This is a genomic window from Bacillus sp. FSL R7-0672, from assembly GCF_038601465.1.
Classification (GTDB): domain Bacteria; phylum Bacillota; class Bacilli; order Bacillales; family Bacillaceae; genus Bacillus; species Bacillus pumilus.
Genome location: NZ_CP152010.1, coordinates 1,888,353 through 1,905,684, shown reverse-complemented (window position 1 = coordinate 1,905,684; position 17,332 = coordinate 1,888,353). Strand labels below are relative to the sequence as shown.

Annotated in this window: 11 protein-coding genes; 6 read left to right on the top strand and 5 right to left on the bottom strand. The window is 43.0% G+C overall.

Going from position 1 to position 17,332, the window contains the following annotated elements; genetic code table 11:
• Positions 1-29 precede the first annotated feature (29 nt).
• Entirely contained in the window at positions 30-1,226 is a 1,197-nt protein-coding gene (locus MKY18_RS09390) for a cytochrome P450 (protein WP_342497492.1), read from the bottom strand.
• A gap of 423 nt (positions 1,227-1,649) precedes the next feature.
• On the opposite strand from MKY18_RS09390, the gene proC reads away from it, so the two are divergent.
• From proC to MKY18_RS09375, 3 genes are read left to right on the top strand one after another with little or no spacing between them, the layout of a single operon-like run.
• Positions 1,650-2,495, top strand: coding sequence for a pyrroline-5-carboxylate reductase (gene proC, locus MKY18_RS09385; RefSeq protein WP_185108699.1), 846 nt, complete (start codon positions 1,650-1,652; stop codon positions 2,493-2,495).
• A 27-nt stretch (positions 2,496-2,522) separates the two neighbouring features.
• Complete coding sequence (gene proB, locus MKY18_RS09380; RefSeq protein WP_044141275.1) at positions 2,523-3,641, top strand: glutamate 5-kinase; 1,119 nt, start codon at positions 2,523-2,525, stop codon at positions 3,639-3,641.
• An 18-nt stretch (positions 3,642-3,659) separates the two neighbouring features.
• The gene (locus MKY18_RS09375; protein WP_065098169.1) at positions 3,660-4,928 is read left to right on the top strand and encodes a glutamate-5-semialdehyde dehydrogenase; all 1,269 of its coding nucleotides are present in this window, start codon (positions 3,660-3,662) and stop codon (positions 4,926-4,928) included.
• A gap of 58 nt (positions 4,929-4,986) precedes the next feature.
• On the opposite strand, the gene MKY18_RS09370 is transcribed toward MKY18_RS09375, so the two are convergent.
• Entirely contained in the window at positions 4,987-5,556 is a 570-nt protein-coding gene (locus tag MKY18_RS09370; RefSeq protein WP_065098426.1) for a GNAT family N-acetyltransferase, read from the bottom strand.
• 86 nt (positions 5,557-5,642) lie between these two features.
• Here MKY18_RS09370 and MKY18_RS09365 point away from each other — a divergent pair, with 86 nt between their 5' ends.
• A complete protein-coding gene (locus MKY18_RS09365; RefSeq protein ID WP_065098168.1) occupies positions 5,643-6,464 on the top strand; it encodes a MerR family transcriptional regulator in 822 nt (273 codons plus the stop codon).
• Between the two features lie 47 nt (positions 6,465-6,511).
• On the opposite strand, the gene MKY18_RS09360 is transcribed toward MKY18_RS09365, so the two are convergent.
• The 3 genes from MKY18_RS09360 to MKY18_RS09350 all read right to left on the bottom strand — a co-directional run bounded on the left by MKY18_RS09360 (position 6,512) and on the right by MKY18_RS09350 (position 11,068).
• On the bottom strand, positions 6,512-8,341 hold the full coding sequence (locus MKY18_RS09360; RefSeq protein WP_065098167.1) for an ABC transporter ATP-binding protein: 1,830 nt from the start codon (positions 8,339-8,341) through the stop codon (positions 6,512-6,514).
• Positions 8,338-10,071, bottom strand: coding sequence for an ABC transporter ATP-binding protein (locus MKY18_RS09355; protein WP_065098166.1), 1,734 nt, complete (start codon positions 10,069-10,071; stop codon positions 8,338-8,340). The genes MKY18_RS09360 and MKY18_RS09355 overlap by 4 nt, the downstream gene beginning before the upstream one ends.
• 94 nt (positions 10,072-10,165) lie before the next feature.
• Complete coding sequence (locus MKY18_RS09350; protein ID WP_044141269.1) at positions 10,166-11,068, bottom strand: LysR family transcriptional regulator; 903 nt, start codon at positions 11,066-11,068, stop codon at positions 10,166-10,168.
• Positions 11,069-11,221: 153 nt separating this feature from the next.
• On the opposite strand from MKY18_RS09350, the gene gltB reads away from it, so the two are divergent.
• Together gltB and gltD are read left to right on the top strand one after the other, a co-directional pair.
• Positions 11,222-15,793, top strand: a complete 4,572-nt coding sequence (gene gltB / locus MKY18_RS09345; RefSeq protein WP_217013088.1) for a glutamate synthase large subunit — start codon at positions 11,222-11,224, stop codon at positions 15,791-15,793.
• 16 nt (positions 15,794-15,809) lie between these two features.
• A complete protein-coding gene (gene gltD, locus MKY18_RS09340; protein ID WP_265208251.1) occupies positions 15,810-17,294 on the top strand; it encodes a glutamate synthase small subunit in 1,485 nt (494 codons plus the stop codon).
• The last annotated feature ends 38 nt before the right edge of the window (positions 17,295-17,332 follow it).

Genomic DNA, 17,332 nt, shown 5'->3' with positions numbered 1-17,332 from the left:
AATGAAAAAAAGCCCCTCAAAAGGGACTTTTAAAAACGGGTGACCTGTACAGGAAATTCTTTTACCCCAAAAACAAATGTGCTTTGAATAGGTTTTAGCTGATCTGCCGCACAGGTGATGTCTTGAAACGTCTGGAGTAAAACCTCAAGGGCAATGTTGCTCTCAAGGCGGGCAAGCGGTGCACCGAGACAAAAATGAATGCCAAAGCCAAAGCTCATATGTGGGTTTGATTTCCGGTCAAGACGGAACGTATCTGGATCGTCAAATTTCTGTTCATCGCGATTTGCTGAAGCGACCCAACTAATGAGATAGTCTCCTTTTTTAATTTTTAAGCCTGCAATCTCAACATCCTCGGCCGCGATTCGCCCAATGGCTTGAACAGGCGGGTAATAGCGTAACGTTTCCTCGGTCAATTGAGGAATAAGAGAAGGATCTTGCCGTACTGCTTCGGCAATATGCGGCTGCTCTGTTAGCAGTCTTACTGCATTTGTAATCAAATTGGTCGTTGTCTCATTACCAGCAACAAGTAATAGAATACAAAAACCAAGTAGTTCATTCTCGGTTAAATGCTCACCATCGATTTCTGCTTGAATAAGAAGTGAGATCAGGTCATCAGCAGGGGATTCTTTTCGTTTTTGGATCAAGTGAGCAAAATAAGTGGACAGCTCTTCCTCTGCGCGTTTCTGCATATCGACTACTGCTTGAATGGCTTCTTTTGATTCATCCTTTGCACCTGCTACTAGGGCATCAGAATGTTTCTTAATGAACGCTCTATCCTTTACCTCTGCGCCGAGAAGCTCAGCAATAATCATGACAGGCAGGGGAGCTGCTAGATCTTCCGCGATATCAAACGTACGCTGATCTTTGACTTGTTGCAGCAGGTCATGTGTCAGGTCTTTAATGTTATCTTCTAATTGTTTAATCGCTTTTGGCGTGAATGCTTTATTGACGAGTGCTCTCATTTTTGTATGCTTTGGTGGGTCCATCGTTAAAATACTCGTTTTTGTCGTGCTTCTTCCTCGCTGTGATGAGAACACTTTTGGCTGCTTCAGAACAGACTGGATATCCGCATATCGAAAGAGATCCCAGCACTTTCTTGTTTCATCATATCTAATATCACTCTGCGCACGTAGCTCATTGTAAATAGGGAACGGGAAAAGAAGGTCATCGGTCGAACGGATTTCTTTCATTGGAATGACATTGATATAGTTTTCTTTCACTTTCATTATGAACGCTCCTTTTTCACTTAGTTTCCCTTTCACGGTATCACCCGTAAAATATCATTTCAACGGACATGTTTTCTAAAATATGTCAATAGTCTAATCGGAAGATTCAAGCACATTCGTCATATAGGAAAATAGAAATCCATTAGAAATGATAGCGCTTTCTATAAAATAGAATTGAAGTCACCGAAACCAAAAATAAAATGGAGAATTCAGTCGAACGAAAGGGTACTATGATGCAAATGAATATAGTTCTTTAGATCTAAATTGTTGTTTTGCAAAAGCGCAGTCAGTATACATACAGCAAGCGGTTGAACGCGTATTCGGGACTTTTGAAAAGCGCTGGCTCTTTCTTGACACGATTTCTCATCATGTTACGATAACTTACGTGCGAAAAACACGAACAAAAAGCGAACAAGGGAGAGGATCAATATCATTGATCAAAAGAAAGTTGCTTTCATTGGAGCAGGTTCTATGGCGGAAGGAATGATTGCAGGGATTGTACGATCAGGACAAATGCCGCTAGGTCAAATTTACGCAACAAACAGACAAAATCAACTTCGATTGAATGAACTAACGACACGTTACGGAATACAAACAGCCACAATGGATTCTTTTCCTTTTGAAGAAATGGATATGTTGATCCTGGCCATGAAGCCAAAGGATGCTGAAACAGCACTTGAATCGTTAAAACCTCATATTCAGAGAGACCAGCTGATCTTGTCTGTCCTTGCAGGCGTGAAGCAATCGTATATTGAAGATATGCTGCATGAAGGGCAGCCCGTGATGAGGGTCATGCCGAATACGTCAAGTACGATCGGGGCTTCAGCGACCGCTTTATGTGCTGGACGTTATGTGAAAGACGCCCATATCAGCATGAGTCAGGCTCTTTTATCTGAAATGGGCGAAGTGTATACCATTCAGGAAGAGCAAATGGATATTTTTACTGGAATTGCCGGAAGCGGACCAGCCTATTTTTATTTCTTAATGGAAAGAATCGAAGAAGCAGGAGAAGAAGCAGGTTTATCTAAGGAATTGTCTCGCCAAATTGGCGCGCAGACACTTCTCGGTGCTGCGAAAATGCTGCAAGAAACAGAGGAAAACCCTTCTACTCTGAGAGAGAAAATTACGTCACCAAATGGAACAACAGCTGCAGGACTGAATGCATTAGATGATTTTGGCGGAGGAGAAGCAATCAAGCAGGCCGTCAAACATGCTACCAATCGATCAAAAGAGATCAGCAAACAGCAAAAACAAAAAGTATCTATATAAATAGAGCTTAGGTACAGGAGTGATAAGGTGTACGCAGATAAAGAGAGAAAACGAATTGTTGTAAAAATCGGAAGCAGCTCTCTTACTAGCTTTCAAGGAGAGATTAGTTTAAAAAAACTAGAAAACCTCGTTAATCAAATTGTGAAACTCAAAGATGAAGGGCACGAAGTCATTTTGGTTTCATCTGGTGCGGTTGCAGCTGGCTACCGAAAACTAGGATTTATCGATAGACCCAAAACACTGCCGGAAAAACAGGCATCTGCCTCAATCGGGCAAGGCCTTTTAATGGAATCATATTCTACTTTATTTTTATCACACGGTTATATTGCCTCACAGCTTTTAATCACAAGAAGTGATTTTTCAGATGAAACGCGCTATCAAAATGTGCGCAACACGATGAATGTGTTATTAGATCGAGGCATTATTCCGATTATCAATGAAAATGATACAGTGACGATTAACCGCTTGAAGTTCGGAGATAACGATACATTGTCTGCAAAAGTAGCTGGACTCATTGATGCGGATTTCCTTGCCATTTTATCTGATATTGATGGCTTGTATGAAGATAACCCGCATACAAACCCAAATGCGAAGCGAATTCTTGAAGTCACAGACATCACAGAAGACATCGAAGCAGCGGCTGGAGATGCAGGCAGCAGTGTGGGCACAGGCGGAATGAAATCAAAGCTCGATGCGTTTAAAATTTCAATGGCCGCTGGTATCAATGGCTTTTTAGGAAAAGCGGATACGCCTCACATTTTAGACAAAGCCATTAATGGAACAGAGGACGGCACTTATTTTACTGCTGATGAAAATTTAGCACCGCTGAATTACAAGAAGCAGTGGATTGCCTTTCATTCTGGACCAAAAGGCGAGATCGTCATTCGTGAGAAAACACAGGAACTCCTCATGCACCGTGAGAGAAGCCTCGATTCCGATGGCATTGTCAATGTGAAGGGTTCGTTTAAAAAAAGGGATGTCGTCCGTATTTTAGATCAAGATGAAAGAGAAATCGGACTGGGCATTGTGAATTATTCGTCAGATGAACTCATCCAAAAGCGTGACTTCTTGCAGGATGAAGTAGTGCATGTCGTCGATCTTGAAGCATTTGTTTGTCATTTAGATCTATCGATACCAGTTTGCTAACCAAAAGGGAGGAATTCCATGACACTGACAGCTGAAGTTGTCACATCGGTCAAAGAAAAAGCAAAAAAAGCAAAGTACGTTTCAAAAAAACTAGGTTTACTTCATACAGAGGATAAAAACGAGGCACTGCTGAAACTAGCAGAAGCGTTAGAACAAAATAGCACGTTCATCTTGCAAGAGAATCAAAAGGATATAGATGCCGGGAAGGAAAAGGGCTTTTCAGAGGCACTCTTGGATCGTTTAATGTTAAATGAAGAAAGAATTCATGAGTTTGCCGAAAGCTTGCGGCTTGTGACGAGATTAACAGATCCTGTTGGAGAAATATTGGATGAATGGACTCTTGAAAATGGCTTGTATGTGAAAAGCCGAAGAGTACCGCTCGGCGTGATCGGGATGATCTATGAAGCGAGACCGAACGTCACTGTCGATGCAGCAGGGCTTGCCCTCAAGGCAGGCAACGCAGTGATTTTAAAAGGCGGTTCCTCCGCTATTTCTTCCAACAAAGCCATTGTGAGTGTGATTCATGAAGCATTGGATCAAACAAAGATCCCGCGTGATGCGGTGCAATTGATAGAACAAACAGACCGTTCATCGGTTCAAGCGATGCTTCATCTAAAAGAATGGATTGATGTCTTAATTCCGCGAGGCGGAGCTTCTTTAATTAAAACAGTGGTTGAACAATCTACCATTCCCGTCCTTGAAACAGGAACAGGAAACTGTCATGTCTTTATTGATCAAACAGCCAATGTGAAAAAAGCCATTGAGATTGTCATCAATGCAAAAACGAATCGTCCAGCTGTATGTAATGCACTTGAGACGCTAATCATCCATCGCGATTGGCTGAAAGAAAATGCGGCATCGCTGAATGAAGCCCTGCTAGAGCACCATGTCACCGTACATGGCGACGAGGCTGCACTGCCTCATTTTTCAAACGCCATTCCTGCTGTGGAAGTGGACTGGACAGATGAGTATTTAAGTCTTGATCTTGCCGTAAAGGTAGTCGATTCCATCGAGGAAGCGATCCACCATATTGAAAAGTACGGTACAAAACATTCAGAAGCCATCGTGACAGAGGATGAAGAGCAAGCACTCATGTTTTTAAACGAAGTCGATGCGGCGGCGGTTTATCATAACGCATCTACTCGGTTTACAGACGGCGGTGCACTTGGATACGGGGCTGAAATTGGTATCTCCACTCAAAAACTGCACGCCAGAGGTCCAATGGGGCTTCCAGCACTCACAACAACGAAGTTACTTCTGTCTGGAGACGGTCAGATTAGAAGCTAGATGAGATTCAAAAAACACTACCTTTTTTCATGGGGTAGTGTTTTTTTGATGCAGATATTTATTGGCTAGAGCAGGTTTTCTTCATCACTTTCTCAAACTTAAAAAATTCAAATTCCTCAGGTGCAGTATGCTGATTTTCTTGATCAGTTTCATGAGGTGCGTTCGGATCTGGATGTTTCATATGATAAAACTCCACAATTTGAAAGCCGCACTTATTGACATAGAAATGAATGTTGCGTTTTTCAAAATACGGAGTCACAACTTCCCAAACAATCGTTTCTGGATATTGCGCCTCGATGGCTTTCCATGCTGCCTGACCAATGCCTTTTCCGTGTGAGGATGAAGAGATGTATAATAAGTCAACTGAGTTGTGGTGGGTCTCGTGGTTGATTTTAATGACAACGCCGCCTGCTTTTTCGCCATTTAGCATAATATGATAAACAATGTGTTCATTCGAATGAAAAGATTCATCAATCACTTCACCTGGAGGAATCGGTCCATCATGCGCATCGCCAAATGCATCGATCACGCCAGCTGTAAAAGCTTTCTGCAGCTCTTTTTTCATTGAAGGGAAGTCCTCTTTTTTTGCCAGTTCTAATGTCACTTCATGTTGAGTGATGTTGTTCATGTTTTTATCCTTTCCAAGCGTAGTAGTGTTCTGCATGTTATCATAAAGGGTGGAGTAACTCCATAGTCAAGAGAGGAGCCTTAATGATGATGAATGATGTGCAAAAAACATTTTTCACTGGAGAATTTGCCAAGCTATTTGATGTAAAGAAAGATACCTTGTTTTATTACGATAAAATTGATTTATTTAAGCCAGCTGGTGTTCATGAAAATGGGTACCGTTACTATACACTTGAGCAATTTGATCATTTTATAGCGATTCAATCCCTTCGAGCTGTGCAATTTCCGATAAAAGAGTTAAAACAATATTTCACTGAGCCGTCCCGCGAAAGGCTCCAAAGCCTAGCAGCAGAACAAATAGACAAGGTCAAACAAGAGATTGAAAAACTTCAAGATATCCAGTCTTTTCTTATGCGGGTCATGGAGACGACGCATGAACTATCATCTGTGAAAATAGGGGAGGTCTTGTTTCAAGAGCTCCCAGAAGAACCAGTTGTATTAAGTGCACCGAACCCGATTGACATGAATACATCCGTAGAAGAAATATCTCGTATTGTTGGACATTTTCTAAAAGAAATTGGCATAAAAGGGGCTGCGGCAAATGGTGCTGTCTTAAAAAAGGAGCAGTTTCTTCAGCGCCACTATCATCAGTCAGATCAGCTGTTTTGCCGAATGGAAGCGCCGGGAGCAGTTAAAAAACCTGCGGGCCTTTATGCGGTGATGTATGATCAAGGATCATATGAAGAGATTGAATCTGCTTATTCGCGCTTGTTAGATGTAATCGAGAAAGAGGACATGATGCTGGATGGAGATGTCTTTGAGGAGTATTTGCTTCATTCACTCTTGTCTAAAAATGAAGCAGAGTATATAACGAAACTCAGTGTAAAAGTGAAAAAGCGTTTAGATTAACCAAAAAAGGATAGACCGCATGGATGCGTGTCTATCCTTTTTTATATTTAACCGACTTGATTCTCCGTAAATTGGCTCATATATAAGTCTGCATAGAAACCATTTTGTTTTAAGAGTTCTCTGTGCGTTCCTTTTTCAATGATGGTGCCATCTTTCATGACTAGAATAAGGTCGGCATCCTTAATCGTCGACAGTCTGTGTGCAATGACGAAGCTCGTTCTGCCTTTCATCAATTCATTCATCGCTTTTTGAATGTGCATCTCTGTCCGTGTATCCACACTGCTCGTCGCTTCATCTAATATTAAGATTTTTGGATCAGATAAAATCGCACGGGCGATGGTTAACAGCTGGCGCTGACCTTGGGATAGATTGCCGGCATCTTCTGTTAAGAGTGTGTCATATCCGTCTGGAAGCGTGCGGATGAAGTCATCAGCATAAGCATGTTTGGCGGCTTTGATGACATCCTCTTTTGAGACGTTCTGCCTGCCATAGGCAATATTATCATGAATCGTCCCTTCAAAAAGCCACGTATCCTGAAGAACCATTGCAAATAAGTCGCGTACTTGCTGACGGCTGAGATCAGTTGTTTTGACGCCGCCGATACGGATCGAGCCTTGATCTAATTCATAGAAACGCATTAAAAGATTGATGATGGTTGTTTTTCCAGCGCCTGTTGGCCCGACAATCGCAACCGTTTGACCTTCTTTGACATCTAAAGTCAAATCTTTAATAATTGGATGGTCTTTTTCATATCCGAATTGAACTTGTTCAAAGCTCACATCACCTGAAAGTGATTCAAGATCAATTGCTGCATCTTCCTCGGGACTTTCTTCTTTCTCATCCAGGATTTCAAACACCCTTTCAGCAGAAGCAATCGCTGATTGAACCAAGTTGGCGACGCTTGATGCTTGCACGAGCGGTTGAGACATTTGCTGCGTGTATTGGATAAACGCCTGCACATCTCCGACACGAATATTCCCGTTAATCACAAGAATACCGCCGGCTACACTGACTGCTACATAGCCAAGGTTCCCGATAAACGTCATCAATGGCATCATTAAACCGGATATGAACTGCGCTTTCCTCGATGATTCATACAGCTGTTCGTTTAATTGATCAAATGTATCGATCGCTTTCTTTTCGTAGCCATACGCACGAACCGTTTGATGCCCTGTGAACATTTCATTAATATGTCCATTGATCATCCCCAGCTCTTTTTGCTGCGCTTTAAAATGCTTTTGAGAAAATGACGTAATGCCGCGAATCGCAAACAGGCTGAGCGGCAGTGTTAAACAAACAAGCAAGGTCAACAGCGGACTAATCAATAGCATCATGACGACAATCCCAATGACCGTAATGACAGATGTAATCACTTGGGTGAGTGCCTGCTGAAGCGAAGTATTAATATTATCGATATCATTCATTACACGGCTCAGCGTGTCCCCGTGGGTTGTTTTATCAAAATACCGAAGGGGGAGACGTGTGAGCTTGTCATTTGCTTCTTGCCGTAATTCAGCAATGGTCTGTTGGGAGACACCCGCCATGACATATTGCTGTACGAATGAAAAGAGGGCAGCAACGACGTATAGCACGACAAGCAGCAATAAGATTCGTGAAATGACATCAAATTGTACAGCTGTTCCTTGTGTAAAGCTGTCAAACAGGGAAGAGGTGGCATCCCCTAGCAGCTTTGGACTAATGACGTTAAAGACGGTTGAACCGACTGCTGCAATGAAGACAATGATCAATTGAATCTTTCTTGGTTTTAAATAGCCAATCAAACGAAGCAGTGTTTTCTTAAATTCCTTTGGTTTTGCGACAGGTCCTCTAGGGTGGCCGCCTTTATGGCCCATGCCGGAAGACATTTTTTTACTCATCCTCGCTCCACCTCCTGACCTTCCTGTGATGCAACAATCTCTTGATAGACAAGGTTGTCCTTCAGTAATTGTTCATGTGTTCCGATACCTGCGATTTTCCCATCATCTAGTACGATGATTTTATCACTATGCTTCACTGTGCTGATTCTTTGCGCCACAATGATGAGGGCTGCATGCGCTTTTTCAGCTTCTAATGATGCCCGAAGCTTCGCATCTGTTTTGTAATCAAGTGCTGAGAAACTATCGTCAAACAGATAGAATGACGGTTTTCTCACTAGCGCTCTTGCAATAGAAAGACGCTGCTTTTGACCGCCAGATAGATTCGATCCGCCCTGGTCAATTTCCGCATTGATTCCGCCATCTTTTTGCAAAACAAATTCTTCTGCCTGCGCCGTGCGCAGCGCCTGCCAGACGTCTTCATCGCTTGCATTCTGCCTGCCGAAGCGTACATTATCGGCAATGGTTCCACTAAATAAAACCGCTTTTTGAGAAACGTAGCCCATCTGGCCTCTTAGTTTCTCCTGAGGCAGCTTTCTAATGTCTACACCATCTAGTGTAATCCGGCCTTCAGTTGCTTCGTAGAAGCGCGTCATTAGCTGGAGAAGAGTGGTTTTCCCTGAACCTGTACTTCCGATAATAGCTGTCGTTTCGCCAGTTTTGGCTTCAAACGAAATGTTTTGAACTGCCGGCTTTTCAGCATTTGAGTAATAAAATGACACATCCTCAAAGCGAATGGATTGTGCGGGCGCGTGCAGGTCAGTAACCGTTCCTTTATTGTCTTGAATTTTCGGTTCCATGTTTAACACTTCATTCATCCGTTTAGCTGATGCTTGTGCTCTTGGGACCATAATAAAACTCATCGACAGCATAATCAGTGCCATTAAAATCATCATCGCATATTGGATAAAGGCAATAAGATTCCCTACTTCCATCTCTCCGGCATCAATTCGGTTTGCACCTAGCCAGACAATGCCGATATTTGTGAAGTTCATGATGATGAGCATAAATGGAAACAAGTAAGCCATTAAACGGTTGACTCTCAGACCAGTATCCTTGTAGGATGTGTTGGCTTCTTGAAAACGCTCCTTTTCATTATCTACACGGTTAAAAGCACGAATGACCCGGATGCCTGAAAGAGATTCTCGCATAATTAAATTCAGCCGATCTGTTTTTTTCTGAAGCTGACCGAATAAAGGAATGGCTTTTCTCGACACCAAGTAGATAAATCCGCCAAGAAGGGGAAGAGCAGCTAGAAAGATGAGAGACAGGACAGCATCTCGGGATACAGCCAAAATAATTCCGCCCACAAGCATGAGTGGTGCTCTCGTCATCATTTGTAAGATCATGATCGTGACATCTTGGACTTGTTTCACATCATTTGTTGATCTTGTAATAAAGGAAGACGTCCCGATCCTTTGAAATTCTTCTAGTGAAAATTGTTCGACATGCACAAACAGCTGTCTTCTCATATCACGCCCGAAGCCAAGTGCAGTCTTTGATGACAAGTAAGACTTCCAGATCGTGAGTAAGATGGCAAGTAAAGAACAAGCCACCATCCAGCCGCCAACCTTCCATATGTAAGCAATATCTCCTTGGACGATCCCGACATCGACGATATCTGCCGTAAGCGTCGGTAAATACAGCTGGAGCATACTGCTTAAAAAGGTGAGGATCACAATGGACACAACGGATAGCCGATACGGCTTTAAAAACGATAAAATTGATTTCATACGAATACCTTTCTTCCATATAGTGTGTTGTTCTGTAACCCATCATATACAAAGAGGGATTATTTCCACAAATGAAATGTCTTGTTTTAATGAATTATTTATATTGTTCAATTTTAGAAAAGAAATCCTTCACGAACACATAAAAATCATGAGCAGAAGGTGACATTTCTCGTGATTTAGAAGCAATAATTCCAACAGTTCTTCTCACTTGCGGAAAATCGATCGGAATCTTCGCTGTAAAGCGCGGTGTGGTTTCATAAAAGGCACTTTCGGGTAATAAGGTAACGCCCATACCCGCTGATACGAGACCTTTAATAGCGTCTAAATCTTCTCCTTCTGATGAAATGGTTGGCTCATAGCCTGCCTGCTTACAAGCATCAACCGCAATTTGTCTCAGCACATAACCTTCTGGAAATAACACGAAATGATCTTTTCTTAAATCACTTAAATGAATACTCCTTTGTCCGCTAAAGGGGTGACTGACAGGCAGCAAGGCATAAATGCTTTCTGAAAACAAAATATTTCCTTCTATTTGAGGATCGTTTGTCGGTACAGGTCCTAAAAAGGCGAGATCAATATCTCGATTTTTTACAGCTTCAATGAGAAATTTATAGGATCCTTGACGAAGTAAAAAATCGACCTCTGGGTATTCCTGCTTAAAGGCGGAAATAACAGAAGGTAGCACTTGGCTTGCTAGGCTAGTAGGAAAGCCGATATTGACGGTTCCTTTGTGCGGATCTAAATATTCATCAATTTGCTCTTTCGCATAATCAATGGCTTTTAGTGCCGTTCTGACATGATCTAAAAATTGTCTGCCGATCTTCGTTAATTTGATATTTCGTCCTTCTCGTTCGAATAAGGCCACTCCAAGTTCTTCTTCTAAATTCGCAATCTGCCGGCTGATCGCAGATTGGGCAACATGTAAGTTTTCAGCCGCTTCTGACACGTGTTCACGGTCTGCGACTTCTACAAAATAACGCAACTGACGAAGCTCCATTTTTACACTTCACACCCATCTATCTCAAAAAGAGATTGTTTTCATCTAAATTATATATTGTTTATATTAATTTGAAAACTTAAAATAAGTTACAGAGTTTGTGAGATTTTATTACTGTGAAAAAACGGATCTTTTAAACGGGGGAGAGAAACGATGACTTATAATCAACTACCACAACCACAAGGTCTCTACCGTCCTGAATTTGAACATGATGCATGTGGGATCGGACTGTACGCTCATTTAAAAGGGGAAGCGACACACAGCATCGTCAAAAAGGGATTACAAATGCTGTGCCAGCTTGATCACCGCGGTGGGCAAGGCAGTGATCCGTATACAGGTGATGGTGCCGGCTTAATGGTACAACTACCAGACGCTTTCTTTAGAAAAAGCTGCAAAGACTTTGCACTTCCTGAAAAGGGCCGTTACGGGGTAGGAATGGTCTTCTTTTCAAAAGAGGATGACGAGAAAACGCGCCAAGCCATCGAGCAAAAAATCAACGGGTTCATTAAACAAGAAGGTCAAACATTAATTGGCTGGAGAACAGTTCCTATTGATGCAGGGAAAATTGGTACTGTCGCAGCGAAGAGCTGTCCGGTTGTGAGGCAAGTCTTTATCGGGGCAAATGACAAGATCACAGATCGTTTGTCATTTGAAAGAAAATTATATGTCATTCGTAAACAGGCTGAGAACTGGGGGACAGCAGAGGAAAAACAATTTTACTTTGTCAGCCTGTCGAGTCAAACCATTGTATACAAGGGGCTTTTAACATCAGATCAAGTCGATGCTTTTTATCTTGATCTTCAGGATGAAACATTTGTTTCTGCATTTTCACTTGTTCATTCACGATTTAGTACAAATACATTTCCTACATGGGAAAGAGCCCATCCAAACCGCTATTTGATTCACAACGGTGAAATTAACACATTAAGAGGAAACATCAATTGGATGAGAGCAAGAGAACAACAATTCGTATCTGAAGCTTTCGGAGACGATTTAGACAAGATTTTGCCAGTGCTGAATGCAGACGGAAGTGATTCATCCATTCTAGACAATGCCTTTGAATTCTTTGTGCTTGCAGGCCGTACACCTGCTCATACAGCCATGATGCTGATTCCAGAGCCATGGACTGAAAACACGCACATGTCGAAAGAAAAACGGGCATTTTATGAATACCATAGTTCTCTCATGGAACCGTGGGATGGGCCAACAGCTATTTCCTTTACTGATGGTAAACAAATCGGAGCCATCTTAGACCGAAACGGATTAAGACCGGCAAGATACTATGTCACAAATGATGATCATATCATTTTCTCTTCTGAGGTCGGTGTGATCGACACAAATGAAGAGGATGTGAAGTATAAAGATCGTCTTGAGCCAGGTAAAATGCTCTTAATTGATTTAGAAGAAGGGCGAATTATTTCTGACGAAGAAGTGAAATCGACGATTGCCAATGAACTTCCTTATCAAAAATGGCTTGATGAAGAAATGGTGCACGTCAATCGCTCGGAAGAAAATTCAGAAAATTCTAGTATAATGGATGATTTATTGACGCGCCAGCGTGCCTTCCATTATACGTACGAGGACATTCAAAAGTATTTAATTCCTTTACTAGAAGAAGGCAAGGACCCAATCGGTTCAATGGGAAGCGACACTCCGCTTGCTGTGTTATCAGATCGTGCGCAGTCTCTGTTTTCTTACTTCAAGCAGCTGTTTGCACAAGTGACGAACCCGCCGATTGACGCCATTCGTGAGCAGCTTGTGACATCTACGATGACGTGGTTAGGTGCTGAAGGAGATATTTTACATCCGAATGAATATTCATGCCGACGAATTAAACTGTATACACCCGTCTTAACAAGCGGACAGTTTAACGGTTTGAGAACAATTGTTCATAATGCCTTTAAAAGCAAAACGATTCATACTCTTTTCACCGATGATTTAAAGCGCGGGCTGGATGCGATGTTTGAAGAGGCGGAAAAAGCGATCCGTGAAGGTGTATCTTTATTAATTCTTTCCGATCGTGAAATGACGGAAGAAAAAGTGCCGATTCCACCACTTCTGGCGCTAAGTGCACTGCATCAGCATCTTGTGCGTCAAGGCTTACGGACAAAGGTGAGTCTGATCGTTGAATCTGGAGAAGTCAGAGAGGTTCATCATTTTGCCGCACTGATTGGCTATGGAGCAGATGCAATCCATCCTTACCTTGTCTATGAAACGTACAAACAGTTGATTGCAGAAGAAGCGATCTCTTTCAGCTTTGATGAAGCAGTCACAAAGTTTGGTAAAAGCGTAACCGAAGGTGTCGTCAAAGTCATGTCTAAAGTGGGAATCTCCACTGTGCAAAGCTACAGAGGAGCGCAAATCTTTGAAGCCGTCGGCATTAGTGAAGACGTCATTCAGGCGTATTTCACGGGAACAGCTTCTCAGCTTGGCGGGATTGACCTTGAGACCATTGCACATGAAGCAAAACTTCGTCATGAAGCAGGGTATCAGGCAGCGACTGACCAAACACTCGAATCAGGAAGTGACTTCCAGTGGAGAAAAAATGGTGAGCACCATGCCTTTAATCCAAAAACGATCCATACGCTTCAGTGGGCATGCCGCAATGAAGATTACGATCTATTTAAGCAATATACAAAGGCAGCGGACGAAGAAAGAATCGGCTTCCTTCGAAATTTATTTGCTTTCCAGCCAAAACAAAAACCAGTTCGTTTGGAAGACGTTGAATCTGCTGAATCCATCGTGCGCCGATTCAAGACAGGCGCCATGTCATTTGGATCTTTAAGTAAAGAAGCGCACGAAGCACTTGCCATTGCCATGAACCGAATTGGCGGTAAAAGTAACAGCGGAGAAGGCGGAGAAGATCCTGCTCGCTTTACAGTTGATGAGCGCGGCGATGATCGCAGAAGTGCGATTAAACAAATTGCTTCTGGACGCTTTGGCGTAAAGAGTCATTATTTGGTCAATGCAGATGAACTGCAAATTAAAATGGCACAAGGGGCAAAGCCGGGAGAAGGCGGGCAGCTGCCAGGAAATAAAGTATACCCTTGGGTCGCCGATGTACGCGGATCTACACCAGGCGTCGGATTGATTTCACCACCGCCGCATCATGATATTTATTCCATCGAGGATTTAGCGCAGCTGATCCATGATTTGAAAAACGCGAACCGTGATGCCCGCATCAGTGTCAAGCTTGTGTCTAAAGCAGGTGTTGGTACGATTGCAGCAGGTGTTGCAAAAGGGACGGCGGATGTCATTGTCATCAGTGGATACGACGGCGGTACAGGAGCTTCGCCGAAAACGAGTATTAAACACACAGGACTTCCTTGGGAACTCGGTTTGGCAGAGGCGCATCAAACCCTTGTGTTAAACGGCCTTCGCGAAAGAGTCGTTCTTGAAACGGACGGAAAGTTAATGACTGGCCGCGACGTGGTCATGGCTGCGATTTTAGGAGCAGAAGAATACGGCTTTGCGACAGCTCCACTTGTCGTATTGGGCTGTGTGATGATGAGAGCATGTCATTTAGATACTTGCCCAGTCGGCGTTGCTACACAGAATCCAGAGCTTCGCAAAAAATTCATGGGGAACCCTGACCACATTGTGAATTTCATGATGTTTATTGCTGAGGAAGTAAGAGAAATCTTAGCGGAACTTGGCTTTACATCAATGGATGAATTAATTGGACGCACGGATGTTCTAGGAGTTAGCGAACGAGCAAAAGCTCACTGGAAAGCAGGCCAGCTAGACCTTGAAACACTGCTTTATCAGCCAGAAGGAGCTCGTACATTCAGAACACCGCAAAATCATAAAATTGATGAATCACTGGATATGAATGAAATCCTCCCTTATGTACAGGAAGCGCTGAATCATCAAACGCCGGTTGATCTATCATTGAATATTCGCAATATCAACCGTGTGGCCGGAACCATTACTGGAAGTGAAGTGTCTAAGCGCTACGGGGAAGAAGGCTTGCCAGAGGATACGATCACACTAAGGTTCACTGGTTCCGCAGGACAAAGCTTCGGTGCTTTTGTGCCAAAGGGCATGTCTCTCTATTTAACAGGTGATTCAAATGACTATATCGGCAAAGGACTCTCTGGAGGCAAAATTGCAGTCAAAACATCTGATCACTTTGTACAAAATGGACATGAAAATGTGATTGTCGGAAACGTCGCATTCTACGGAGCGACAAGCGGAAAAGCCTTTATTAACGGGCGTGCAGGTGAGCGCTTTGCCGTTCGTAATTCAGGCGTGCAGGTGGTTGTTGAAGGAATCGGTGATCATGGATGTGAATATATGACTGGCGGACGTGTCGTCATTTTAGGAGACGTCGGGAAAAACTTTGGCGCAGGCATGTCTGGCGGCGTAGCTTATGTCCATACATCCGATGCGAAACAGTTCAAAAGAATGTGCAACATGGAAATGATCATGTTTGAAAAACTCACAGATCACGATGAAGAGCAAGAAGTGAAACAGCTGATTCAAGAGCACCTTCACTATACAAACAGCGAAAAAGCTTCGGCACTTTTAGAAAACTGGGCGCAAGAAAAGGATCAATTCATCAAGGTCATTCCGAGAAATTACAAAATGATGCTTCAAAGCATTGCAGAACAAAAACAAGCGGGCCTTAGTCATGAGGAAGCGGTCATGTATGCCTTTGAAGCAAACACGAAACCGAAAAATCAAGAAACGGCAAACGGGCAAAAAGCAGCCCTCGCTCATTAAGAAAGGGGAGAGGACAATGGGCAAAGCAACAGGTTTTATGGATTATAAAAGAGAAAAGCCAAATGAACGTGACCCTCTCACTCGTCAAAATGACTGGAAAGAATATTCAGCCCCTTATACAGATGACGTATTGAAGAAGCAGGGCGCTAGATGTATGGATTGCGGCACACCATTTTGTCAAATTGGGATGGAGATCAAAGGCGGCGTGTCAGGCTGCCCGATCTACAATTTAATTCCAGAATGGAACGACCTTGTGTATCGCGGGAGATGGAAAGAAGCGCTCGAAAGACTGCAAAAAACAAATAATTTCCCTGAATTTACTGGGAGAGTATGTCCAGCGCCTTGCGAAGGGTCATGTACAGTCGCCATCAATGATCCAGCTGTTTCAATTAAAAATATCGAACGCACGATCATTGATAAAGGCTTTGAAAATGGATGGATCACACCGAGAATTCCTTCAAGCCGTACAGGCAGGAAAATTGCCATTGTCGGCTCAGGACCAGCAGGACTTGCAAGTGCTGATCAATTAAACCAAGCAGGTCACGCCGTCACAGTGTTCGAACGGTCTGATCGCCTTGGCGGACTGCTGACATACGGCATTCCAAACATGAAACTGGACAAAGAAATAGTGGAGCGAAGAGTCAAACTGTTGAGACAAGAAGGCATTGATTTTGTAACGAACACAGAAATCGGCGTGGATGTCACTGCCGATGAACTGAAAGAACAGTTTGATGCGGTCATCCTGTGTACAGGTGCACAAAAGCAGCGTGACCTGTTGATTGAAGGCCGGGAAGCTAAAGGGATTCACCTTGCGATGGATTATTTAACCCTCGCAACAAAAAGCATGCTGGATTCAGGATTTAAAGACAAAAACTTTATTGATGCAAAAGGAAAAGACGTGATTGTCATTGGCGGAGGAGATACAGGTGCGGATTGCGTTGCAACTGCCCTTCGCCAAAAAGCAAAAAGTGTTGTTCAGTTCGGGAAGCATCCGAAGCTTCCGGATACACGTGTAGGGGATAACATGTGGCCTGAACAGCCTTACGTCTTCTCACTCGATTATGCTTATGAAGAAGCACAAGCTAAATTCGGGGAAGATCCGCGTCAATATTCCATTCAAACCACAAAAATTGTGGCAGATAAAAATGGAAAATTAAAAGAGCTTCATACGATTCAAATGGAAAAGGTGAAAAACGAACATGGGAAGTTTGAATTTCATGAGATTCCAGGGACAGAAAAAGTATGGCCGGCTCAGCTAGTCTTTATTGCAATTGGTTTTGAGGGAACTGAACAGCCACTCGTGAAACACTTTGGCGTGGACAGCAAAAACAATCGCATTGACGCAAAGTATGGGGAGTATACAACAAATGTAGAAGGCGTATTTGCAGCGGGAGATGCAAGACGCGGGCAAAGCTTGATTGTCTGGGCAATTAATGAAGGCAGACAAGTGGCGCACGAGGTAGACCGTTATTTAATGGGGAGTTCGGTTCTGCCAAAATAGGTCAAACAAAGGGTGTTTATGATATAGAAAAGCCATGA

Coding starts and splice junctions, on each gene's coding strand:
- MKY18_RS09390 (WP_342497492.1), bottom strand. CDS start 1,226: ATGAAAGTGAAAGAAAACTATATCAATGTCATTCCAATGAAAGAAATC.
- MKY18_RS09375 (WP_065098169.1), top strand. CDS start 3,660: ATGACACTGACAGCTGAAGTTGTCACATCGGTCAAAGAAAAAGCAAAA.
- MKY18_RS09370 (WP_065098426.1), bottom strand. CDS start 5,556: ATGAACAACATCACTCAACATGAAGTGACATTAGAACTGGCAAAAAAA.
- MKY18_RS09365 (WP_065098168.1), top strand. CDS start 5,643: ATGATGAATGATGTGCAAAAAACATTTTTCACTGGAGAATTTGCCAAG.
- MKY18_RS09360 (WP_065098167.1), bottom strand. CDS start 8,341: ATGAGTAAAAAAATGTCTTCCGGCATGGGCCATAAAGGCGGCCACCCT.
- MKY18_RS09355 (WP_065098166.1), bottom strand. CDS start 10,071: ATGAAATCAATTTTATCGTTTTTAAAGCCGTATCGGCTATCCGTTGTG.
- MKY18_RS09350 (WP_044141269.1), bottom strand. CDS start 11,068: ATGGAGCTTCGTCAGTTGCGTTATTTTGTAGAAGTCGCAGACCGTGAA.
- gltB (WP_217013088.1), top strand. CDS start 11,222: ATGACTTATAATCAACTACCACAACCACAAGGTCTCTACCGTCCTGAA.
- gltD (WP_265208251.1), top strand. CDS start 15,810: ATGGGCAAAGCAACAGGTTTTATGGATTATAAAAGAGAAAAGCCAAAT.